The 21,251-nt window shown below is 61.6% G+C and carries 22 protein-coding genes; 12 read left to right on the top strand and 10 right to left on the bottom strand.

The window, feature by feature from the left end:
- Window positions 1-35: 35 nt before the first annotated feature.
- The 3 genes from radA to BM216_RS26540 form a co-directional block, all read right to left on the bottom strand.
- Window positions 36-1,448, bottom strand: coding sequence for a DNA repair protein RadA (gene radA, locus BM216_RS26550; protein ID WP_093002477.1), 1,413 nt, complete (start codon window positions 1,446-1,448; stop codon window positions 36-38).
- Window positions 1,449-1,550: 102 nt separating this feature from the next.
- A complete protein-coding gene (gene alr / locus BM216_RS26545) occupies window positions 1,551-2,714 on the bottom strand; it encodes an alanine racemase (protein WP_093002276.1) in 1,164 nt (387 codons plus the stop codon).
- Between the two features lie 136 nt (window positions 2,715-2,850).
- Window positions 2,851-3,735, bottom strand: a complete 885-nt coding sequence (locus tag BM216_RS26540; protein ID WP_093002274.1) for a LysR family transcriptional regulator — start codon at window positions 3,733-3,735, stop codon at window positions 2,851-2,853.
- A gap of 120 nt (window positions 3,736-3,855) precedes the next feature.
- Here BM216_RS26540 and BM216_RS26535 point away from each other — a divergent pair, with 120 nt between their 5' ends.
- From BM216_RS26535 to BM216_RS26525, 3 genes are all read left to right on the top strand, one after another.
- Complete coding sequence (locus BM216_RS26535; protein WP_093002272.1) at window positions 3,856-4,317, top strand: VOC family protein; 462 nt, start codon at window positions 3,856-3,858, stop codon at window positions 4,315-4,317.
- A gap of 92 nt (window positions 4,318-4,409) precedes the next feature.
- Window positions 4,410-5,066, top strand: a complete 657-nt coding sequence (locus tag BM216_RS26530; RefSeq protein WP_093002270.1) for an SDR family NAD(P)-dependent oxidoreductase — start codon at window positions 4,410-4,412, stop codon at window positions 5,064-5,066.
- Between the two features lie 19 nt (window positions 5,067-5,085).
- Window positions 5,086-5,394 (top strand): putative quinol monooxygenase, encoded by a 309-nt coding sequence (locus tag BM216_RS26525; RefSeq protein ID WP_093002268.1) that lies wholly within the window; start codon window positions 5,086-5,088, stop codon window positions 5,392-5,394.
- Window positions 5,395-5,485: 91 nt separating this feature from the next.
- Here BM216_RS26525 and BM216_RS26520 read toward each other — a convergent pair whose 3' ends face one another.
- From BM216_RS26520 to BM216_RS26495, 6 genes are all read right to left on the bottom strand, one after another.
- Window positions 5,486-6,988, bottom strand: a complete 1,503-nt coding sequence (locus BM216_RS26520) for a replicative DNA helicase (RefSeq protein ID WP_093002266.1) — start codon at window positions 6,986-6,988, stop codon at window positions 5,486-5,488.
- A gap of 279 nt (window positions 6,989-7,267) precedes the next feature.
- A complete protein-coding gene (rplI, locus tag BM216_RS26515) occupies window positions 7,268-7,843 on the bottom strand; it encodes a 50S ribosomal protein L9 (protein WP_093002264.1) in 576 nt (191 codons plus the stop codon).
- Window positions 7,844-7,864: 21 nt separating this feature from the next.
- Entirely contained in the window at window positions 7,865-8,779 is a 915-nt protein-coding gene (locus BM216_RS26510) for a DUF2232 domain-containing protein (protein ID WP_093002476.1), read from the bottom strand.
- Between the two features lie 276 nt (window positions 8,780-9,055).
- Window positions 9,056-9,304 (bottom strand): 30S ribosomal protein S18, encoded by a 249-nt coding sequence (rpsR, locus tag BM216_RS26505; protein WP_093002262.1) that lies wholly within the window; start codon window positions 9,302-9,304, stop codon window positions 9,056-9,058.
- 24 nt (window positions 9,305-9,328) lie between these two features.
- The gene (gene rpsF, locus BM216_RS26500; protein WP_093002260.1) at window positions 9,329-9,793 is read right to left on the bottom strand and encodes a 30S ribosomal protein S6; all 465 of its coding nucleotides are present in this window, start codon (window positions 9,791-9,793) and stop codon (window positions 9,329-9,331) included.
- 411 nt (window positions 9,794-10,204) lie between these two features.
- A complete protein-coding gene (locus BM216_RS26495; RefSeq protein ID WP_093002258.1) occupies window positions 10,205-11,248 on the bottom strand; it encodes an aldo/keto reductase in 1,044 nt (347 codons plus the stop codon).
- A gap of 206 nt (window positions 11,249-11,454) precedes the next feature.
- Between BM216_RS26495 and BM216_RS26490 the strand changes: the two genes are divergently transcribed.
- The 9 genes from BM216_RS26490 to BM216_RS26450 all read left to right on the top strand — a co-directional run bounded on the left by BM216_RS26490 (window position 11,455) and on the right by BM216_RS26450 (window position 20,878).
- On the top strand, window positions 11,455-12,738 hold the full coding sequence (locus BM216_RS26490) for an Nramp family divalent metal transporter (RefSeq protein WP_093002256.1): 1,284 nt from the start codon (window positions 11,455-11,457) through the stop codon (window positions 12,736-12,738).
- A gap of 127 nt (window positions 12,739-12,865) precedes the next feature.
- The gene (gene fabD / locus BM216_RS26485; protein WP_093002254.1) at window positions 12,866-13,822 is read left to right on the top strand and encodes an ACP S-malonyltransferase; all 957 of its coding nucleotides are present in this window, start codon (window positions 12,866-12,868) and stop codon (window positions 13,820-13,822) included.
- Between the two features lie 113 nt (window positions 13,823-13,935).
- Window positions 13,936-14,673 carry a 3-oxoacyl-[acyl-carrier-protein] reductase gene (gene fabG, locus BM216_RS26480; protein ID WP_093002252.1) on the top strand — a complete coding sequence of 246 codons (738 nt, stop codon included), beginning with the start codon at window positions 13,936-13,938 and terminating at the stop codon, window positions 14,671-14,673.
- A gap of 284 nt (window positions 14,674-14,957) precedes the next feature.
- On the top strand, window positions 14,958-15,194 hold the full coding sequence (locus BM216_RS26475; RefSeq protein WP_003502080.1) for an acyl carrier protein: 237 nt from the start codon (window positions 14,958-14,960) through the stop codon (window positions 15,192-15,194).
- A 221-nt stretch (window positions 15,195-15,415) separates the two neighbouring features.
- Window positions 15,416-16,678 carry a beta-ketoacyl-ACP synthase II gene (fabF, locus tag BM216_RS26470; protein WP_093002250.1) on the top strand — a complete coding sequence of 421 codons (1,263 nt, stop codon included), beginning with the start codon at window positions 15,416-15,418 and terminating at the stop codon, window positions 16,676-16,678.
- Window positions 16,679-16,987: 309 nt separating this feature from the next.
- Entirely contained in the window at window positions 16,988-18,163 is a 1,176-nt protein-coding gene (mltG, locus tag BM216_RS26465; RefSeq protein ID WP_244530350.1) for an endolytic transglycosylase MltG, read from the top strand.
- A gap of 51 nt (window positions 18,164-18,214) precedes the next feature.
- Window positions 18,215-19,102, top strand: a complete 888-nt coding sequence (locus tag BM216_RS26460; RefSeq protein ID WP_093002246.1) for a YicC/YloC family endoribonuclease — start codon at window positions 18,215-18,217, stop codon at window positions 19,100-19,102.
- 3 nt (window positions 19,103-19,105) lie between these two features.
- A complete protein-coding gene (gene gmk, locus BM216_RS26455) occupies window positions 19,106-19,783 on the top strand; it encodes a guanylate kinase (RefSeq protein ID WP_093002244.1) in 678 nt (225 codons plus the stop codon).
- A 213-nt stretch (window positions 19,784-19,996) separates the two neighbouring features.
- The gene (locus tag BM216_RS26450) at window positions 19,997-20,878 is read left to right on the top strand and encodes a DMT family transporter (protein ID WP_177230924.1); all 882 of its coding nucleotides are present in this window, start codon (window positions 19,997-19,999) and stop codon (window positions 20,876-20,878) included.
- Between the two features lie 50 nt (window positions 20,879-20,928).
- On the opposite strand, the gene BM216_RS26445 is transcribed toward BM216_RS26450, so the two are convergent.
- Window positions 20,929-21,251: transposase (locus BM216_RS26445; protein WP_143102869.1), on the bottom strand; the 323-nt coding region annotated here is incomplete at its 5' end.

Below are 21,251 nucleotides of genomic sequence, written 5' to 3'. Positions count from 1 at the left end.
CAGTGTCTTACATCAGCCAAGCCATTAACGGAAGATCAATCATCTTCGCTGCCATTTTCGTGGCCTTTCCCCAGCTTCTTTGCCGATCCGGCGATGCGGGAAACGAGATCCGGCAAATCCTCCACCTCCGTCCATCGGGCACCGCCCTTAGGCAGTTCGGCGGAACTGGCCGGCAGAAGTGCGCCGGCAAAGCCGAGCTTTTCCGCTTCCTTCAGCCGTTGCGAAGTCTGCGACACCGGACGAACGGCGCCCGACAGGCTGATCTCGCCGAAATAAACATGGTCGGCGGGAAGGGCTGCGCCGGCAAGCGACGAGACGAGGGCGGACGCGATCGCAAGGTCGGCCGCCGGTTCGGAGATGCGATAGCCGCCGGCGACATTGAGATAGACATCGTGTTGGCCCAGCCGCACGCCGCAATGGGCTTCGAGCACGGCTAGAATCATTGCGAGACGGGAACTGTCCCAACCGACCACCGCGCGGCGCGGCGTGCCGAGCGAGGTTGGCGCCACAAGCGCCTGGACCTCGACGAGGACCGGACGCGTGCCCTCCATGCCGGCAAAGACCGCGGCTCCCGGCGACTTGGCATTGCGTTCGCCGAGGAAGAGCTCGGACGGGTTGGAGACGTCGCGCAAACCCTTGTCGGACATTTCGAACACGCCGATCTCGTCGGTCGGGCCGAAGCGGTTCTTCACCGTCCTGAGGATACGATAGTGATGGCCGCGGTCGCCTTCGAAATAAAGGACGGCATCGACCATGTGCTCGACCACGCGCGGCCCGGCGATCTGGCCTTCCTTGGTAACGTGACCGACGAGAACCATAGCGGCACCCGTCTGCTTGGCAAAACGGATCATGGCCTGCACGCCGGTCCGCACCTGGGTGACGGTGCCGGGTGCACTGTCGGCGGTATCGCTCCACAGCGTCTGGATCGAATCGATGATGACGAGATCCGGGCGCTTGCCTTCCGAGATGGTGGCGAGGATGTCCTCGACATTGGTTTCGGCTGCAAGCAGCACGTCGCTATCGGCGGCGCCGAGGCGCTGGGCGCGCAGTCGCACCTGGGCAACGGCCTCCTCGCCCGAGACATAGATGATCCGGTGTCCACGACGGGAGAGGGCGGCCGCAGCCTGCATCAGCAGGGTCGACTTGCCGATGCCGGGATCGCCGCCGATCAGCACCGCCGAGCCGCGCACGAAGCCGCCGCCGGTCGCCCGGTCAAGTTCCGAAATGCCGGTATGGATGCGCGGCGCCTGTTCGGTCTCGCCGGACAGCGAGGTCAGCGCCACTGCCCGGCCTTTCTTCGGCGCCTTGCCTGGGCCACCGCCGATGCCGCCCATCGGGTCTTCCTCGACGATCGTGTTCCACTCGCCGCAGCCATCGCACTTGCCGGCCCAGCGGCTGTGCACCGTGCCGCAGTTCTGGCACACAAATTGGGTTTTGGTTTTTGCCATGGAGTGGAATGCCGCCTCGAATATCATTCACGTCCGCTAAGGAACAAAGGCGGAACATTTTGTTTCTAATCGAAGTTAAGGGCGGATGGCAAGGGGCGAGGATCAATCGTCCGGATAGATATACCGGCGTTCGTAACGCAGCCCGAGGCCGGTCAGCAGTTCGTAGCCGATCGTGCCGGCGGCGCGTGCCACGTCGTCGACCGGGATATTCGGGCCGAAGAGTTCCACATAGTCGCCGACGCGGACATCGCCGTCCGGCACATCCGTCACGTCGAAGATGGTGAGGTCCATGGTGACGCGGCCAATCACCGGCACGCGGGTATTGCCGACAAAGCCGTAAGCGCCGGGTGTACCGCCGGCGCGGATCGGGACGCCGGAGCCGGAGAGCGAGCGCGGATAGCCATCCGCATAGCCGACGGACACGACGGCCAGCCGGCTGTTGCGCGAAAGCTGGTGTGTTGCCCCGTAACTGACCGTGGAGCCGGACGGTGCTTCGCGGATCTGCAGGATGCGCGCCTCTGCCTTGGCCACCGGTTTCAGCGCCTTCATGCCGTTGACCGCCTCGCCGCCATAGACGGCGATGCCGGGGCGGGTCAGGTTGAAATGGTATTCGGGGCCGAGAAAGATGCCGCCGGAGGCCGCGAGACTTGTCGGAATACCTTCGAAGGCTGCGGCAACCTGTTGAAAGGATTCAAGCTGTGCCCGATTGAGCGGCGAAGCGGCATTGTCGCCGCTATGCAGGTGCGACATAACGAGAACAGGTGAAAAGCTCGCTGGCCGCGAGACGTCGTCGGCGAATGCGACCGCATCCTCGAGCGGCAGGCCCAGCCGGTTGAAGCCGGTATCGATCTGTAGCGCACAGGGGTGATCGCCATGCTCGGCGGTAACCGCCATCCAGAAGGCGAGCTGCTCTTCCGAAGCGAGGACCGGCACGAGATCATGGTCGAAGAAGAGACGTTCCTGACCGGGCCAGATGCCGGAAAGCACATAGATGCGGGCATCGGGCGCATAGGTGCGTAGCGTAGCACCCTCCTGCGCGACGGCGACGAAGAAATCGCGCGCGCCGGCCTCGTAGAGAGCGGTGCCGCAATCCTCCAGCCCAAGCCCGTAGGCATCAGCCTTCACCACGGCCGCGGTGCTGACCGGACCGCAGCGCCTCGCCATTTCCCGCCAGTTGTCGGCAAGTGCGCCGAGATCGACGGTCAGCCGCACAGGTGCAATGTCGAACTCATCGAGGGAAATGTCGTCGCTATCGAAATCTGTCATGTCGCTAAATTAGGTCGCCGCAAGCATCCGGAAAGAAGGGAAGGCCGATCCTAACGGTTTTACTCGGCCGGGAAAGGCCGGATGGGAAGAAACCGGTTCCCTGCACAGAGTTTTGCGGCGGAATGCCGGATAGGCCTTATACGCGCAGCGTCTCGATCACTGCACGAAGCCCGGCGGAGAGGTATTTGCGGGTGGGATAATAGATATAGAGCCAGTCTTCCGGCGCCGTCCACGAGGCAAGGCATTCGATGAGCCTGCCATCGGCGATGAATGGCCGCGCACGTTCCTCCCAGACGCAGGCGAGAGTGACGCCGGAGAGCGCCGCCTCGACCATCAACTCGTGGTCGTCCAGGGATAGCGGGCCGGTGGGCCAGAACTCGATGATCTTGCCTGCGCGGCTGAACTCCCACGGATAGGCCTTGCCGCTGGGATAGAGGTTGCGAATGCAGACATGGCTGCGCAACTCTTCCGGCGATCGCGGAATGGGGCGTTTCTCGAAATAGGCCGGCGAGCCGACGACGGTCAGATGCAGCCTCGGCTTGATCTTCACCGCGGTCATCCCGTCGCGCAGGCTTTCGCCAAGGCGTATGCCGGCATCGAACCCTTCCGCCGCAATATCGACCAGCCGGTCGGTCGCGACGATCTCCAGTTCCAGCTTGGGGTTTTCCTCGATCAGCTTGCCGATGACCGAGCGGAAGATGAAGGGCGCGACCGAGTTCGGGGCGTTGATACGCACCTTGCCGAATGGCGTATCGCGAAAATTGTTGAGCGCATCGAGTGCCGATCCGATATCGCCGAAGGCCGGCGACAGATGCGCGAACAGGTTCTCACCAGCATCCGTCAGGGAAACGCTTCGGGTCGTGCGGTTGAGAAGGCGAATGCCGACACGGGCTTCGAGACTGCTGACGGCATGGCTGATTGCCGAGGCCGTCACGCCACGCTCTTCGCTCGCCTTTCGAAAGTTGCGGTGCCTCGCGACCGCATCGAAGGCTGCAAGTTCCGAAAGGTCGGCTGCACGCATTGCTGAGCCCTGTTCATGATTGATGAGATTATTACCGATCTAATCGAAGCGATGAAAAAGGTCCAGATTTCTCCTCGCAAGCCGACGGAATTGCCGGCTCAACCAAAAGGAGAGACTACAATGGCCGATTTCATTTCTCCCGCAAAGAATACCGCATCGCCCTTCTCCGACATGCACGGGCATCACGTCGCGGTCCGCACGCCGGACCTCGAGACCGCCAAGCGCTGGTATATCGAAAAGCTCGACTTCCGCGTCGTTGCCGAATGGGCCTATGCCGACGAGCAGCTCGCCTATATGGCGCCCGCGACTGACGACCACTTCTATGTGGAGATCCTCGGCGGCGGAGAACCTTCGCCCCGCGACGTGCGGCCCTATACCGATCTCGGCGACAGCCTTGCCTATGCCGGCTACCACCATTTCTGCCTGAGCGTTGCAAGCGTCGACGCCACCGTCGAGGAACTGCGAGCCCGTGGGGTCAAGATTGTCACCGAGCCGTTCGAACTGCCGGCCATCAGCCGCCGTCTCGCTTTCTTCTGCGATCCGTTCGGCAACCTCATCGAGCTGGCCGAAATCCTTCCCTGATCCGGCTTTGGCCCTGATCCGACTTTGCCTCTGACCCAACCCAACCTTTCGGCCTCTGAGAAATGCGGCCGTCCGTTCCCGGAGGAACGTCCATGTCGAAATCCATCATGATCATCGGCGCCGGCCCTGGCATAGGCCAGGCGGTCGCCGAAAAATTCGGTCGCGAAGGCTGGACGGTGGTGCTGACCGCCCGCAACGCCGAGCGACTTGAAGCACTCACCGCCCTGTTACGGGCGAGGGGCATCACGGCTTTCGCTCTCAACACGGACGCCACCGGGCCGAACCAGCTGAGACAGGCAATCGAGGAGGCCGACCGGATCACCGGTGGCCTGACAGCGATCCACTACAATGCGGCGGTCGTCCGCCAGCAGGATCTCTTCAGCATGAGTGACGTCGATGTCGTTTCCGATCTCTCGGTCAATGTCGCGGGCGCGTTGCACGCCATTCGCGCCGCAGTGGCCAGGTTCGAGGGCAGGGGCGGAACGATACTTTTGACCGGCGGCGGGCTCGCGATCGAACCGCATGCGGACTATGTCAGCCTTGGCGTCGGCAAGGCGGCACTCCGCAACGTCGTCCAGGCACTTGCGGCACCGCTTGCCGAACGCAACATCCGGATCGCCATCGCCACCGTGGCCACACTGGTCGCGCCGCAATCGGAAGAGGCACACAACGTCGCCGATATCTTCTGGAAGCTTGCCACCGGATCACAATCCGGTTGGGAAGTGGTCTATCCGGAGAAAGCCGCCTGAACGGGAGGGGAGCTGGGACATGACGGGACAACTGACGCTCATTGCAAGGCTTACTGCCAGGCCGGAATGCGCCGAAGCGCTTGGGGAGGCTCTTGCCGGACTCATCGAGCCCACCCGAAACGAGGAAGGTTGCATCGAATACCACCTGCATAGGGACAACGACGACGGCTGCCTCTGGATACTCTACGAAAACTGGACGTCGCGAGCGGATCTCGACGCGCATTTCGGGAAGCCCTATACCAGGGCGGTTCTCGAGCGCTTTCCCGATTTTCTCGCGAAGGATATGGAACTGACCTTCTGCAGCATGGTCCCGGGGCGCCCCGCATAGCGCGTACGGGCGAGCGGCCAAAACGATCCGGTGCCGATATCGAACGACCACGGATACTGTCTTGCGCGACGGTATCCCTGGTCGTGTATGGTCAGGGTTCCTCGTATTGCGTGAAGCTCGGTTCGGCGAGATCAGCGAAACGGGTGAATTCCGACTGGAAGGCGAGCTTCACGGTTCCGGTTGGTCCGTGACGCTGCTTGGCGATGATGACGTCCGCCGTGCCCTTGACGCGTTCCATATGCTGTTCCCATTCCGGGTATTTGGGGTCGGCCAGGTCCCGCGGCTCCATGTTCTTCACGTAGTATTCCTCACGGAACACGAAGAGCACCACGTCGGCATCCTGTTCGATAGAGCCGGATTCGCGAAGGTCGGAGAGCTGCGGGCGCTTGTCTTCGCGGCTTTCGACGCCACGGGAGAGCTGCGATAGCGCGATGATCGGCACGTTCAGTTCCTTGCCGAGCGCTTTCAGGCCCGTGGTGATCTGGGTGATTTCCTGCACGCGGTTTTCGCCGGATTTGCCGGAACCGGTCATCAGCTGGATATAGTCCACCACGAGGCAGTCGAGGCCGCGCTGGCGCTTGAGGCGACGGGCACGGGCCGACAGCTGGGCGATCGAGATACCACCGGTCTGGTCGATGAACAGCGGAACCTTCTGCATCATCTGGGAGCAGGCGACGAGCTTTTCGAAATCGGCCTCGGTAATGTCACCGCGGCGGATCTTGGACGAGGAGACTTCCGTCTGCTCGGAGATGATACGGGTGGCGAGCTGTTCGGACGACATTTCGAGCGAGTAGAAGCCGACGACGCCGCCGTTCTTGGCCTTGAACGAACCGTCCGGATTGACGTCCGGTTCGTAGGCCGCCGCGATATTGTAGGCGATATTGGTGGCAAGCGAGGTCTTGCCCATACCCGGGCGTCCGGCAAGCACGATCAAGTCGGAGCGCTGCAACCCGCCCATCTTGCCGTCGAGCGACATGATGCCGGTGGAAATGCCCGAAAGCTGGCCGTCACGCTCGAAAGCCTGTCCCGCCATGTCGATGGCGATCGCCACGGCGTCGTTGAACGACTGGAAGCCGCCGTCATAGCGACCGGTCTCGGCCAGTTCGAACAGGCGGCGCTCGGTATCCTCGATCTGGCTTTGCGGCGGCATGTCGAGCGGCGCGTCATAGGCGATGTTAACGACGTCCTCGCCGATGGTGATCAGCGCGCGGCGCAGCGCAAGGTCGTAGATCGCGCGGCCGTAGTCTTCCGCGTTGATGATCGAAACGGCATCCGCGGCGAGGCGCGCCAGATACTGCGCCACCGTCAGGTCGCCCACCTTGTCGTCGGCCTGGAGGAAGGTTTTCAGCGTGATCGGGTTCGCCGTCTTGCCCATGCGGATGATGTCGCCGGCGACTTCGTAGATTTTGCGATGCAGAGGTTCGTAGAGATGCTGCGGCTTCAGGAAGTCGGAAACACGGTAATAGGCATCATTGTTGACCAGCATCGCGCCGAGCAGCGCCTGTTCGGCCTCGATATTGTTCGGCGCCTCGCGGTAGTGCGGCTCCGCAGACTTGTTGCTGAGCGACGTGATATTGCGCGCGGCTTCGTTCATGGTCTTCAGATCCGTCCTGTCCGTCAATTCAAGATGCTGGTTCTAGAGATAAGTGGCCGTCCCTGAAACCGCGCTTTTTGTCGCCCGGTGATTCCCACAGCTATCCACAGCGGCTGTCATTTACGCAAAACAAAAAACGCAATGAAGCGACAAATCCGGTTGACTGTGCAGCTTGTGCGACTCGCCCGGCCCGAGCGGAATCATAGCGTGAAAAAGAGACAAAAAAACGCCCGGCCTCCATGAGACCGGGCGTCATTATCCGACCCTCGCGGGTGTGGATTATTCTTCGTCGCCGTCGCGGTCTGCATCCGGATCGAAGAAGTCTTCCGGACGAAGTGCGTCTTCGTCGACGCCGTAGATGGCGTCAGCCGAGGTGAGGCTTTCGCCCTTGGCCTGGCGCTCGGCTTCTTCGGCCGAACGGGCAACGTTGAGTTCGACTTCGATCTCGACTTCGGCGTGCAGGTGCAGGGTGACCGGGTGCAGGCCGATCGCCTTGATCGGGGTGTTCAGGTCGACCTGGTTGCGGCCGATGTTGAAGCCTTCGGCAGCCAGAATATCGACGATGTCACGGGCAGCGACCGAACCGTAGAGCTGGCCGGTTTCGCCGGCCGAACGGACGACGATGAAGGACTTGCCGGCGAGTGCTTCGGCGACGGTTTCAGCTTCGCCCTTGCGCTCGAGGTTGCGGGCTTCGAGCGTTGCGCGCTCAGAGTCGAAACGCTTCTTGTTGGCGTCGTTGGCGCGAAGCGCCTTGCCCTGCGGCAGCAGGAAGTTACGGGCATAACCGTCGCGAACCTTCACGACTTCGCCCATCTGGCCGAGCTTCGGCACGCGTTCAAGCAGAATGACTTGCATGGTTGAGTTCCTTTCTAGTCTTCAAGTTTCTGTATTGGTTGGATTTTTCTGATCCGTCCCGGCCTTCACCGGCGTCAGCGCGATCGTCCGCCGTGTGTCGATAAGACCGAGCAGGAGAATGGCGAGCGCCGGAAGGAGGAGCATGGACGAAAGATAAACCAGGACGAGAGCCGGCAGCCGCCAGTCCTTGCCCTGTGTGCGAAAATGAATGGCGGCAAAGCCAGCCATCAGGAAGCCTGCGCCGAACGCTCCGCAGATCGTCGCGCCGACCATGGCCGGAACGCCGCCCAGGAAGGTGAGCAGTATGCCGGCAAGAAAAATGAAGATCGCATGGCGGTTCATGCGTAGCGCCGACGGCATGTCCTCGCGGGGGCGAAGCGCACGGCCGGTGCGCGAAACGATGCGAACGGCAAAGTAGAAGGCTGCAAACAGCATCAGGACCCAGATGCCGGCCTGCACCATCGGCAGCATCAGCACCATCATGGCCTTGGTCTGGGCAAGGCTTGCAGCGTCCGGTGCGAAGGCCGGCTCCTGCGCCCTGAAGGCGGCCGTCATCGCATCGACCATCTGGCCGGTCAGTTCCGGGCCGTAGCCGATCGCCACGCCGAGCGCGATGACGGCGAGCGTGACGAGGCCGCAGAGATGCAGGAGGATGTCCGACAGCGGATACCAGGCGATCAGGTCGTCCGGGCCACCGAGTTCGGATGCCGGGCGCGCCAGGTTGGCGAGATGCGACAACCAGCCGGCCGGGATGAGCGTGAAGACAGCCATGGTCACGGCGAAGATCGGCGAAACGAGGACCGCGCCAAGAATGGCGGCGGTCGCAATGCCCGTGATCGCGGCGCGGTTGCCCCAGCCGAGGCCGGCGACGAGAATGGGAAGAGCGGAGGCGGCGTAAAGAACGGGCGCGAACGAAGACTGCGCGCTGGCACCCATCACGAGGAGGGTGGCGACGACGCCGGCAAGAACGCCGGTGGGCAGCACTGTTGAAGTCTTGTTCGTCACGGTCTCGCTGTCCTGCCAAATCAAGCAGTTAGGGGAGAGGCCTGAATCATCTTGCCAGGCACTTCATCCCCAACATGGGGTTTGCGTCCGCAGGTCCCGTTCGAGCGAAGCTCGGGCGAAAGTATCTGCGGCTTGAGTTTTCCGATCCGCGCCCAACGCGGAAGGGAGTAGACCCGCTGACTCTTAATCAGCGGGTCCGGGTATCAATTACGATACGACGTAGGGCAGCAGGCCGAGGAAGCGGGCGCGCTTGATGGCCTGGGCCAGTTCGCGCTGCTTCTTCTGGGAAACTGCGGTGATACGCGAAGGAACGATCTTGCCGCGCTCGGAAATGTAGCGCTGCAGGAGACGAACGTCCTTGTAGTCGATCCGCGGTGCGTTTGCGCCCGAGAAGGGGCAGGTCTTGCGACGGCGGTGGAAAGGACGGCGTGCCGGGGACGAGGATACGTCAGCCATTGTGTTTTCTCCTTGAGGCCCAGATTACGATTCGCGCGGAGCGGACGGGCGCGGTGCGCGCTCGAAGCCGCCGTCACGCGGAGGACGGTCGCCGAAATCGCGACGCGGCGGACGGTCACCAAATTCGCGGCGCGGGCCACGATCGTCACGCGGACGGTCGTCGCGGTCACGCTTCTGCATCATGGCAGACGCGCCTTCTTCGTGCTTCTCGACGGCGATCGTCATGTAGCGAAGAACGTCTTCGTTGATGCGCATCTGGCGTTCCATCTCGTGCACGGCAGCAGCCGGTGCGTCGATGTCCATCAGGGCGTAGTGAGCCTTGCGGTTCTTCTTGATGCGGTACGTCAGGGACTTGAGGCCCCAGTTTTCAACGCGCCCGACCTTGCCGCCGTTAGCTTCGAGGACACCCTTGTACTGTTCGACGAGGGCATCAACCTGCTGAGCGGACATATCCTGCCGGGCAAGGAATACGTGTTCGTAGAGAGCCATGTAAGCTTTGCCTTTTCTTGCGGTTGTTTTGTTCACCCGGGTTTCGGCGGCTAAGCCTCAACGACTGCTCCTGATGGCCTCCAAAGGCCGGCAAGAAAAGCTGTTGTTTCGAGACGGTCGAGAGCGGAGACACGGGAGGCCGGAACGCTTGTGGTTCCTGCGATCAGCGCCGGTTACCCGTTGCAGACCTGCCCTCCGTTCAGCCACCAGCCAGAAGACCGGGTGTTTCGAACAGCGCGCTTATACGGATTTCTGAGGGAATGGCAAGTGTGTCTGTGCCAGAAGGACGAGATGATTACCACATCCGTTCTGGGAACGGTCTTTCTGAAGGAAGAAAAGATGGTGCGAGCGAAGATGATTGTTTGCTCGTGATGCCGCATTCCGGGGGCATCACGATTGCGGCCAAAGGGGTCAGATCGGCATCGGATATTGCCGATAGACCTCTGCTATATCGCTCATGGCGGCATCCGACATGGCCACATCGGCAGAGCCGATATCGGCCTTCAGCTGTTCCATCGTCGTTGCGCCGATGATGACAGATGTCATGAAGGGGCGGGTGAGGCAGAAGGCCAGCGCCATCTGGCTCATGTCGAGGCCGTGTTTCTTCGCCACGTCGAGATAGGCCTTCACCGCCGGCTCCTGCAGCGGCTGAAGGCGGCCTCCGAGATCCTTGTTGATCGTGCCGCGCGAGCCTTCCGGCCGGGCGCCGTCGAGATACTTGCCGGAGAGAAGTCCGGCGGCGAGCGGCGAATAGGCGAGCAGGCCGACCTGCTCATGATGGACGACTTCGGCGAGGTCGAGATCGAAGGTGCGGTAGAGAAGGCTGTATTCGTTCTGGATCGAGGCGATACGCGGCAGGCCCTTTTCATCGGCAATCTTCGCATATTGCATCGTGCCCCAGGCGGTCTCGTTGGACAGGCCGATCGCGCGGATCTTGCCGGCTTTCACCAGCTCGCCCAGCGTCTCGAGCTTTTCGGCGATGTCCGTGATGGAAGTCCAGCGGCTCTGCGTGGTGGCGTCGAAGGTCCAGGAATTGCGAAAGTGATAGTGGCCGCGGTTCGGCCAGTGGATCTGATAGAGATCGATATAGTCGGTCTGCAAACGCTTGAGGCTGGCATCAACCGCCTCGCGGATCGTCTCGGGCGTGATCGGGCGGCCGTCGCGGATATGCGGTCGGCCGGAGCCGGCGATCTTGGTCGCGAGCACGATATCGTCGCGCTTGGCGCGCTTCTTCAGCCAGTTGCCGATATAGTCTTCCGTGTGACCGTAGGTCTCGGGCGTGACCGGCGTGGTCGGGTACAGCTCGGCGGTGTCGAAGAAGTTGACGCCCTGCTCGACGGCATAATCCATCTGCGCGTGGGCCTCGGTTTCCGAGTTCTGTGAGCCCCAGGTCATGGTTCCAAGGCAGATTTCCGAAACGGAAATGTCCGTCCGGCCGAGCTTGTTGAATTTCATATGAAAAGTCCCGTCATTTGGAGGCCGGAACTTTATGCGGGATTTGCTGCAACGCAAGACTTTATTACAGGTGAAATATTGTCAGCTCGCGAAAAATTTATGTTTCGGGCCTCGAAAACGTTGAAAAAATTCTAATTCAACCTTGCGTGGTGAGCTTTGCGCCTCGATACGGCGAAAGTGGAGAATAAATTTGCGGAGGAGCCTTCATGGCCGATAATGCAGTGCAATATGACGAACGTGGCTTTCCCGATGCAGGCGATCCGCCGAAGACCGGCCGCTGGAAGCTGATCGGGCCGGGCATCGTCGTGGCCGTCACCGGCGTCGGTGCAGGTGACCTTGTCGCGACGCTGATTGCCGGCTCCCGTTTCGGTTATGCACTGCTCTGGGCCGCGGTCATTGGCTGCATCGTCAAGATTGCGCTCGCCGAAGGCTCCGCCCGTTATCACCTCGCCACCGGCTCTACCATGCTGGATGGCTGGAAATCGCTCGGCAAATGGACGAGCTGGTATTTCGGCATCTACATCATGATTTGGGGTTTCGTGTATGGCGCAACCGCCATGAGCGCGACGGCATTGCCGCTTGCGGCTCTCTTCCCCTTCCTGCCGCTCTGGGCATGGGCCATGATGTCGGGTCTGGTCTGTGCCGCCTTCGTGGCGTTCAACCGCTATGAAGTCTTCGAGAACGTGATGAAGATCTTCATCGCCATCATGTTCATCATCGTCGTCGGCATCGCCATCCTCGTCGTGCCGAATGTCGGCAATGCGGTGGCCGGCCTCGTGCCGAGCATTCCGGAAGGTTCCGCCGTCTATACGCTCGGCCTGATCGGCGGCGTCGGCGGCACGATCACCATGGCCTCCTATGGTTACTGGGTGAACGCCAAGGGCTGGCGCACGCCTGCCTGGATGGGCGTCATGCGCCTCGACAATCGCGTCGCCTATATCATGACCGGCATTTTCGTCGTCGCCATGCTGATCGTCGGTGCCGAACTTCTCTATACGGCGCAGATCGCGCTCTCGACCGGTGATCGCGGCCTGCTGGATCTCGACGAGGTTCTGGAGCAGCGTTTCGGCCGCTTCGTCTCGACTGCCTTCCTCGTCGGCTTCTTCGCCACGACGATCTCGTCGATCCTCGGCGTCTGGCATGGTGTGTCGCTGCTGTTTGCCGATTTCGTCCGCAGCGTGCGTGGCGAGACGAGCGGTTCGCGCCAGGGGCTCGAAAACACGCCAGCCTTCAAGTTCTACCTGTTCTGGCTGACGATCCCGCCAATGGCATTGCTGTGGTTCGGCCGCCCATTCACGCTGGTCATCATCTACGGCGCACTCGGTGCCTTCTTCATGCCGTTCCTTGCGATCACGCTGATCTGGCTGCTCAACTCTTCTCGCGTGCCGAAGGAGTGGCGCAACGGCTGGCTGTCGAACGGGCTGCTCGGCGCAGCGGCGCTGCTGTTCGTCGTCCTGTGCGTCAGCGAACTGATAAACCTCATCGGCTGATTAGCACTGGAAGAGTGGGGTGCGGTATGGTGCCGAAATCCCTCTCTCCCTTGACTCTCCGGGCCGGAATGTGAATGGAGGGCGAAAGACAAGCCCCGCAAGGTTCCACCAGGGAAGGAATTGGCCCATGAGCGCTTCGACGAGCATCGCATTCACGTTTCCCGGCCAGGGCAGCCAGGCCGTCGGCATGGGTAAGGACCTCGCTGACGCCTACCCTGAAGCCCGCGCGGTTTTCGAGGAAGTCGACGAGGCGCTTGGCCAGAAGCTCTCCGACATCATGTGGAGTGGTCCGGAAGAAACCCTCACGCTGACCGCCAATGCCCAGCCGGCGCTGATGGCCGTCTCGATCGCCACCATGCGCGTGCTCGAAGCGCGCGGTCTGAACCTTGCCGACAAGGTCGCCTATGTCGCCGGTCATTCGCTCGGCGAGTATTCCGCTCTCTGTGCAGCCGGCACCTTCTCTCTGTCAGACACGGCAAAGCTTCTGCGCATACGTGGTGACGCCATGCAGTCTGCCGTGCCGGTCGGGCAGGGCGCCATGGCCGCGATCATTGGCCTCGAACACGGCGATGTCGAAGCCATCTGCGCTGAGGCCAAGGCGGAGGGTGTTTGCCAGATCGCCAACGACAATGGCGGCGGCCAGCTCGTCATCTCCGGCTCCAAGGGGGCTGTCGAGAAGGCTGCAGCGCTCGCCACCGAGAAGGGCGCCAAGCGCGCCATCATGCTGCCGGTCTCCGCCCCCTTCCATTCCGACCTGATGGCGCCGGCCGCCGACGCCATGCGTCACGCGCTCGCCAAGGTCGAGAAGAAGAACCCGGTCTTGCCGGTTATCGCCAATGTCCGTGCCGCGCCGGTTTCCGATGCCGAGGAGATCGCCCAGCTGCTCGTCACTCAGGTGACCGGCCAGGTGCGCTGGCGAGAGACTGTCGAGTGGTTCGGCGCCAATGGTATCACCACGCTTTACGAAATCGGCTCCGGGAAGGTGCTGACGGGTCTTGCCCGCCGCATCGACAAGAATATGTCCGGCGTAGCCGTCAATACACCGGCCGATATCGATGCGGCGATCGCCGCCATTATGGGCTGAGGATAACGAGCGTCGTCTTGCAGATGTAAGGCGACGGCTTTTGACTTTTGAATTTTCGCATGGGGATATCGCGCCCGTTTTGGCGTATCCCGCATGGAGAGAAAGGAACTGACATGTTTGATCTGACCGGCCGCAAGGCTCTCGTCACCGGCGCAACCGGTGGTCTCGGCGAAGAGATCGCCCGGCTGCTGCACAAGCAGGGCGCCATCGTCGGCCTGCACGGCACCCGCGTCGAAAAGCTTGAGGCGCTTGCCGCCGAACTCGGTGACCGCGTCCACATCTTCCCGGCCAACCTTTCCGACCGCGCCGAAGTCAAGGCGCTCGGCGAAAAGGCCGAAGCCGAACTCGGCGGCGTCGATATTCTCGTCAACAATGCGGGCATCACCAAGGATGGCCTGTTCGTGCGCATGAGCGACGAGGACTGGGATGCGGTCCTTGAAGTCAACCTGACGGCGGTCTTCCGCCTGACCCGCGAGCTGACCCATCCGATGATGCGCCGCCGCCAGGGCCGTATCATCAACATCACCTCGATCGTCGGCGTCACCGGTAACCCGGGCCAGACCAACTACTGCGCATCCAAGGCCGGCATGATCGGTTTTTCGAAGTCGCTCGCCCAGGAAATCGCCACCCGCAACGTTACCGTCAACTGCGTTGCCCCCGGTTTCATCGACAGCGCCATGACCGGCAAGCTGAACGAGAAGCAGAAGGAAGCGATCATGGGCGCAATCCCGATGAAGCGCATGGGCGCTGGTTCGGATATCGCGGCAGCCGTTCTCTATCTCGCTTCCGACGAGGCAGGCTATGTCACCGGACAGACGCTTCACGTCAACGGCGGCATGGCAATGATCTGATTGTCAGGCTTTGTTCTAAAACCAGTGGAGAACAAGGGTTCTCGGCTGTGGGAGGGAACAAATTCTGGCTTTGCGTAACAGTCAAACCGTGTTAAGCGGGCCATGACTGTGAAAAAAGTCACCCTGAAATTCAGGTAGTCACATTGCGTGAGCAAGGCGTGCGGAACCGGAAGAAGGGTGGTGGGGTCTGCCGGCATCGGCGCCCGAAAGGTGCAGTTGCAGGTTTAACAGGATGTGGATGTCATCGATGACATCCGGAAAAGATAAAGGTCGAGGAAACCGACATGAGCGATATCGCAGAACGCGTTAAGAAAATTGTCATTGACCATCTCGGCGTCGATGCCGACAAGGTTGTCGAAGGCGCAAGCTTCATCGACGATCTGGGTGCGGACTCGCTCGACACCGTCGAACTGGTCATGGCGTTCGAAGAAGAGTTCGGCGTTGAAATCCCGGACGACGCTGCTGACTCGATCCTGACCGTCGGCGACGCTGTCAAGTTCATCGAAAAGGCCCAGGCCTAATCGACGACATATTCGGGACGCTTGCCGGCATCTGACGGTATCGATCCCTCACGACGGCCCGCTAGTTCGGGCCGTTTCAGCACCTGCAGGGTCGCTCTCCAACCTGGAGGCATCGTGCTCTGCAATTTGAGATTCGCCGCTTCGTGAAATGTCCGAAAGCCGATAACGGGTTTCGGGCGCGATGCGCGAGAACATGAAAAGACGGGGTGGAGCGCTTGGCGATGAGGCGTGTCGTTATCACCGGTACCGGCATGGTATCACCGCTCGGATGCGGAACGGAAATCACCTGGCAGCGGCTGCTCGCAGGGCATAACGGCGCGAGACTGGTCACCGAGTTCGAGGTCGAGGATCTGGCGGCGAAGATTGCCTGCCGCATCCCGGTCGGCGACGGCACTGACGGCACGTTCAATGCCGATCAGTGGATGGAGCCGAAGGAACAGCGCAAGATCGACCCCTACATCCTCTATGGCGTTGCCGCTGCCGACATGGCGCTGGCGGATGCCGGATGGCATCCTGTGACGGATGAAGACCAGATCATGACCGGCGTCCTGATCGGCTCCGGCATCGGCGGTCTCGAAGGTATTGTCGAAGCGGGCTACACGCTGCGCGACAAGGGCCCGCGCCGCATCTCTCCCTTCTTCATTCCCGGCCGCCTGATCAATCTCGTTTCCGGACAGGTCTCGATCAAGCACAAGCTTCGCGGCCCGAACCATGCCGTCGTTACGGCTTGTTCCACCGGTGCCCACGCAATCGGCGACGCGGCCCGGCTGATCATGTTCGGCGATGCCGACGTGATGGTTGCCGGCGGCGCCGAATCGCCGGTCTGCCGTATTGGCCTCGCCGGCTTTGCCGCCTGCAAGGCGCTGTCGACCCAGCACAACGACAATCCGGAAAAAGCCTCGCGCCCCTATGACCGCGACCGAGACGGTTTCGTCATGGGTGAGGGCGCCGGCATCGTCGTTCTCGAAGAGCTGGAACACGCCAAGGCGCGTGGCGCCAAGATCTATGCCGAAGTCGTCGGTTACGGTCTCTCTGGCGATGCCTTCCACATCACCGCACCGTCGGAAGACGGCGAGGGCGCCCAGCGCTGCATGACCATGGCGCTGAAGCGCGCCGGTCTGTCGCCCTCCGATATCGACTACATCAATGCCCACGGCACTTCGACCATGGCCGACACGATCGAGCTCGGCGCCGTCGAGCGCCTGGTCGGCAATGCCGCCTCGAAGATCTCCATGTCGTCGACCAAGTCGGCGATCGGCCACCTTCTCGGCGCCGCCGGCGCCGTCGAGGCGATCTTCGCGACGCTGGCGATCCGCGACAATATCGTTCCGCCGACGCTCAACCTCGACAATCCCGATGTCGAAACCGCGATCGACCTCGTGCCGCACACGGCGCGCAAGCGCGACGTCAATGTCGCCCTGTCGAACTCCTTCGGCTTTGGGGGTACCAATGCATCTCTGGTGCTGAAGCGTTACGACGCCTAAGCAGTTGAGCCTCCATTCATCGGCCGGACACCCGTTCCGGCCGATGTGATTTTCCGGACCTGTATTTTGCCTTATTGCTTGGCCAAACAGCAGATCACGATTGCCGGCGCATCGGCATGAATCGCAAAACGATTCTGTTAGACGGGATGCGCGGGTGCTAATGGATAGCGCGTGCTTTGTGCGTCGGTTTCTGCCGCACGGCGCTCTAATATTCGAACGGGGGTGCGGGTGAGCAATTCCAATCATGTCGGTGAGGTTCCTTCGGGTGGTACCCAGGGCAATGCCGGTAACGGCAATGGTCGCGGTCCCATCATCCCGAAATCGCCGAATGAAGCTCTGAAGCCCGAGCGCGTTCCCGATCCGCCGCGCCGCTCCAAGAAGGCGCGCAGCCAGGTCGTCATTTTCCTCAACTTCCTGATGACAATGGTGGTGATGGTCGCGCTCGTTGGCGCAGCCGTTTTCTACTATGCGCTGTCGACCTACCAGAAGCCCGGTCCGCTCGATGCCAATACGAACTTCGTCGTGCGCGAAGGATCAGGTATCGCCGAGATCGCCAACAGCCTGGAGCGCAACGGCATCGTCGAGGATGGCCGCATCTTCCGCTATGTCACCGCCGTCCACTTGGGATATGCCGGCTCCTCAAACGGCCGCCGAAGCCTCAAGGCCGGCGAATACGAGATCAAGGCCCACGCCTCGATGAAGGAGGTGGCCGACGTACTCGAGTCGGGCAGGTCCATCCTCTATTCGATCTCCATGCCGGAAGGTCTCACTGTTCGACAGATGACACTGCGTCTTGCCGAGGACACGATCCTTGAAGGCGAACTGCCGGCCGATCTGCCGGCCGAAGGCACGCTGCGCCCGGACACCTACAAGTTTTCCCGCGGCACCAACCGGGGCGAAATCCTGTCGCAGATGCATGCCGCCCAGCAGAAGCTGGTCGACCAGATCTGGGAACGCCGCGATCCCGACCTGCCGATCAAGACGAAGGAGGAGTTCGTCGTGCTCGCCTCGATCGTCGAGAAGGAGACCGGCAAGGACGACGAGCGCGCCCATGTTGCCTCCGTCTTCTTCAACCGGCTGGAAAAGGGCATGCGCCTGCAGTCCGACCCGACGATCGTCTACGGCATTTTCGGCGGCGAGGGTAAGCCGTCCGACCGGCCGATCTACAGGTCCGACCTGCAGAAGGAAACGCCCTACAATACCTATCGCATCAAGGGCCTGCCGCCGACGCCGATCTCCAATCCGGGCCGCGCAGCACTTGAAGCCGTCGCCAATCCATGGCGGACGAAGGACCTCTATTTCGTTGCGGACGGCACCGGCGGTCACGTCTTCGCGCCGACGCTCGAAGAGCACAACGCCAATGTCCGCCGCTGGCGCAGGATCGAAGCCGAACGTGCCACCGGCGCTGCCGCGGGCAACCAGTCGAACGAGGTGGTCGATGGCCAGCCGGACGGCGAGGATGCCGAGAAGCCGACCGGCAACTGACGCGATTGCCACCGCCGTGATGAGCGGTGGCCCGCATTTGGAGTGATTTGAATGACATTGCAGTCGATGACCGGTTTTGCGCGCAGCGAAGGGGTCAGCGGGAGGAGCCGCTTCGTCTGGGAACTTCGCTCGGTCAACGGCAAGGGTCTGGATGTCCGTTTGCGCCTGCCTCAGGGGCTGGAGCGACTGGAGGCGGATGTCCGGCGGCTGGCGGGCGAACGCCTGTCGCGTGGCAATGTCCAGGCCTCCCTCTCCATCGCCCAGGACGAGACGAAGATGGAAGCGGTCGTCAACCGCGATGCGCTGGATGCCGTTCTGGCGCTGCGCGCCCAGCTCGGTGATGCCATCGATCCGGCGCCGCTCAGGCTCGACACGCTCCTGTCCATCCGCGGACTGGTGGATATCCGCGAGCAGGAGGACGACGAAGCGGCGGTCGCTGCCCGCGATTCCGCTATCCTCGCCGGGCTGGATGCTGCACTGGCCAACCTTCAGCGCATGCGCGAGACCGAAGGGGCCGCGCTCAAATCCGCGCTCAACGCGCATGTCACGCGCATTGCCGAACTGACGCGGGTGATCGAGGCTGATCCATCGCGCACGCCGGAAGAGATTGCCCGCAAGCTTTCCGTTCAGCTCGATCAGCTGCTGCAGGAGAAGTCCGGCTTCGACCGCGAACGGCTTTATTCGGAGGCGGCGCTGCTGGCCACCCGCGCTGATCTGCGCGAAGAGATAGACCGATTGAAGGCCCATGTCTCGGCCGTCGGCGAACTTCTTGACAAGGGCGGCCCCGTCGGACGCAAGCTCGATTTCCTTGCACAGGAATTTAACCGGGAATCGAATACAATCTGTTCCAAATCCAACGCCTCTGCTGTAACGGCAGCGGGCATAGAGCTGAAAGTCGTGATCGACCAGTTCCGCGAACAGGTCCAGAATCTGGAGTAGAAGATGAGCCCGGCACCGTCGACCCAGCCCGCCAAGACGCAAAGCAGCATTGCCCGTCGCGGGCTCATGCTGGTGCTCTCGTCTCCTTCCGGCGCCGGTAAGTCGACGATCGCCCGCAATCTTCTCGACACGGATGCCAATCTGGAGATTTCGATCAGCGTCACCACCCGCGCGAAGCGACCGAGCGAGATCGCCGGCAAGCACTATCACTTCATCACCATCCCGCAGTTCGAGCGCATGCGCGACAGCGGCGAGCTGCTGGAATGGGCGGAAGTTCACGGCAATTTCTACGGCACGCCACGCGATCCGGTTGAGGCTGCCATGGCCGATGGCCGCGACATGCTGTTCGACATCGACTGGCAGGGCGCCCTACAGCTGCAGGAGAAGATGAAGGCCGACATCGTCTCGATCTTCGTCCTGCCGCCGACCATGACCGAGCTTCAGTCCCGCCTGCATCGCCGGGCCGAGGACTCCGAAGAAGTGATCCGCACCCGCCTCCTGAACTCCCGCTCCGAGATCGAGCACTGGCGCGAATATGACTATGTGATCGTCAACGACGATCTCGATGAGGCCTTCCGCAACGTCAACTGCATCGTCAACGCCGAGCGGGTCCGCCGCGACCGACGGCACGGCCTGTTCGATTTCATCGGCACGCTTCTGACGGAAGAGCCGAAGCTCTAGGCCGGTAGATACGCCTTTGCCATTCAACGAGCGCAATCGAGGTGGTTTCTCGACCTGAAAAGCGGGGCGGGGCCGAAGAAATGCTTTTCAGGCGGAATGCCGTCCCTCATCGCTGGACCGCAGCGCATCCGTCCTATAGGCGTTCTCGTCAGGTGAATGATCCATTGGGAGTGTGTTCTTCGCCTATGATCGGTGGCGAGGAGATGGCATTTCATGGAAAAAACTCCGTCGACGACGAGGGCGGCGGCGTGGATGATGGCGTCCATAGCCCTCCTTCTGCTCATGGCAGTCTCCGGACGTGCCATCACCCGCGAGATCGATGTGTTTCAGGTGATGGAGATGCGCTCCGTCATCGCCTTCTTCATGCTTATGCCGCTCGTCTTCAGGGAAGGCGGGTTTAAGGCGATGCGCACCGGCATCTTGCCCAGCCATATAGGCCGCAACGTCGCCCACTATATCGGCCAGTTCGCCTGGCTGATGGGCCTGACGCTCATTCCGCTTGCCCAGGTCATCGCCATCGAATTCACCGCGCCGATCTGGGCCGCGATCATGGCGGCCGCCTTCCTGGGCGAGAGGCTGACCTGGAGGAAGGGTGTTGCGATCTCCTTCGGGCTGGTCGGGGTCGTGCTGATCGTCCGTCCAGGTGCTGCGCCGCTCAATCCGGGTCATCTGATCGTGCTGGGCGCCGCCTTCGTCTTCGCCATCTCCTTCATCATGACCAAGGCGTTGACGCGCACCGACAGCGCCACCAAGATCATCTTCTGGATGCTGATCATCCAGTCGATCATCGGGCTTATCCCCGCATTACGCGTGTGGGTCTGGCCGTCCGCCGGCCTGTGGCCATGGATCTTCGTCATCGCCTTCACCGGCACATTTGCCCATTACTGCATGGCAAAGGCGCTCTCCTATGCCGAGGCGACCGTGGTGATGCCGATGGATTATCTGCGCGTGCCGGCCTCCGCCCTGATCGGCTACCTGCTTTACGCCGAGGCGATCGATGGGTTGACGGCTGTCGGAGCGGGACTGATTCTCGCCGGCAATCTGTTCAATCTGCGCCGGCCGAACGCCAACCGCATCCAGAATACGCCGACCTGAGCGGTTCCGGCCGCAAGGCCGCTGTAGACAAGCTCTAAAGCGTGTCGCATTTATTCCGCCTCATAACCTGCTGCTTTGAAGAAATTTCGGCATTCAGCGACTGAGAAGAGGCTGATGATATCACCAAGCGCTTGGGTTATCGCATCGAAGCTGCGTGCGGCTCGTTTTCGCAGCAACGCCTTGAGCTTTGAGAACGCCATCTCGATGGGGTTCAAATCTGGCGAATAGGGTGGCAGGAATAGAATCCACGCTCCCTTCTGCTTGACGAGTTGTTCGGCTCTTTCGCTTTTATGGAAGCCGACATTGTCGAGGATGACGACGTCACCAGGCGACAGTGTCGGCGCAAGTTGCGTTTCGATCCATGTTTCGAAGA

The organism is Rhizobium sp. NFR07 (assembly GCF_900111905.1).
Lineage (GTDB): Bacteria > Pseudomonadota > Alphaproteobacteria > Rhizobiales > Rhizobiaceae > Neorhizobium.
The sequence above is the reverse complement of the archived record's forward strand: the minus strand, read 5'-3'. Positions and strand labels throughout refer to the sequence as shown.

What these genes read in the sequence shown, in the direction of transcription:
- fabF (WP_093002250.1), top strand. Translation starts at nt 15,416, where the DNA reads ATGAGGCGTGTCGTTATCACCGGTACCGGCATGGTATCACCGCTCGGA.
- BM216_RS26495 (WP_093002258.1), bottom strand. Translation starts at nt 11,248, where the DNA reads ATGAAATTCAACAAGCTCGGCCGGACGGACATTTCCGTTTCGGAAATC.
- BM216_RS26540 (WP_093002274.1), bottom strand. Translation starts at nt 3,735, where the DNA reads ATGCGTGCAGCCGACCTTTCGGAACTTGCAGCCTTCGATGCGGTCGCG.
- fabG (WP_093002252.1), top strand. Translation starts at nt 13,936, where the DNA reads ATGTTTGATCTGACCGGCCGCAAGGCTCTCGTCACCGGCGCAACCGGT.
- BM216_RS26460 (WP_093002246.1), top strand. Translation starts at nt 18,215, where the DNA reads ATGACATTGCAGTCGATGACCGGTTTTGCGCGCAGCGAAGGGGTCAGC.
- BM216_RS26475 (WP_003502080.1), top strand. Translation starts at nt 14,958, where the DNA reads ATGAGCGATATCGCAGAACGCGTTAAGAAAATTGTCATTGACCATCTC.
- rpsR (WP_093002262.1), bottom strand. Translation starts at nt 9,304, where the DNA reads ATGGCTGACGTATCCTCGTCCCCGGCACGCCGTCCTTTCCACCGCCGT.
- radA (WP_093002477.1), bottom strand. Translation starts at nt 1,448, where the DNA reads ATGGCAAAAACCAAAACCCAATTTGTGTGCCAGAACTGCGGCACGGTG.
- BM216_RS26530 (WP_093002270.1), top strand. Translation starts at nt 4,410, where the DNA reads ATGTCGAAATCCATCATGATCATCGGCGCCGGCCCTGGCATAGGCCAG.
- BM216_RS26520 (WP_093002266.1), bottom strand. Translation starts at nt 6,988, where the DNA reads ATGAACGAAGCCGCGCGCAATATCACGTCGCTCAGCAACAAGTCTGCG.
- BM216_RS26535 (WP_093002272.1), top strand. Translation starts at nt 3,856, where the DNA reads ATGGCCGATTTCATTTCTCCCGCAAAGAATACCGCATCGCCCTTCTCC.
- rplI (WP_093002264.1), bottom strand. Translation starts at nt 7,843, where the DNA reads ATGCAAGTCATTCTGCTTGAACGCGTGCCGAAGCTCGGCCAGATGGGC.
- BM216_RS26490 (WP_093002256.1), top strand. Translation starts at nt 11,455, where the DNA reads ATGGCCGATAATGCAGTGCAATATGACGAACGTGGCTTTCCCGATGCA.
- alr (WP_093002276.1), bottom strand. Translation starts at nt 2,714, where the DNA reads ATGACAGATTTCGATAGCGACGACATTTCCCTCGATGAGTTCGACATT.
- fabD (WP_093002254.1), top strand. Translation starts at nt 12,866, where the DNA reads ATGAGCGCTTCGACGAGCATCGCATTCACGTTTCCCGGCCAGGGCAGC.
- gmk (WP_093002244.1), top strand. Translation starts at nt 19,106, where the DNA reads ATGAGCCCGGCACCGTCGACCCAGCCCGCCAAGACGCAAAGCAGCATT.
- BM216_RS26525 (WP_093002268.1), top strand. Translation starts at nt 5,086, where the DNA reads ATGACGGGACAACTGACGCTCATTGCAAGGCTTACTGCCAGGCCGGAA.
- rpsF (WP_093002260.1), bottom strand. Translation starts at nt 9,793, where the DNA reads ATGGCTCTCTACGAACACGTATTCCTTGCCCGGCAGGATATGTCCGCT.
- BM216_RS26450 (WP_177230924.1), top strand. Translation starts at nt 19,997, where the DNA reads ATGGAAAAAACTCCGTCGACGACGAGGGCGGCGGCGTGGATGATGGCG.
- BM216_RS26510 (WP_093002476.1), bottom strand. Translation starts at nt 8,779, where the DNA reads ATGGGTGCCAGCGCGCAGTCTTCGTTCGCGCCCGTTCTTTACGCCGCC.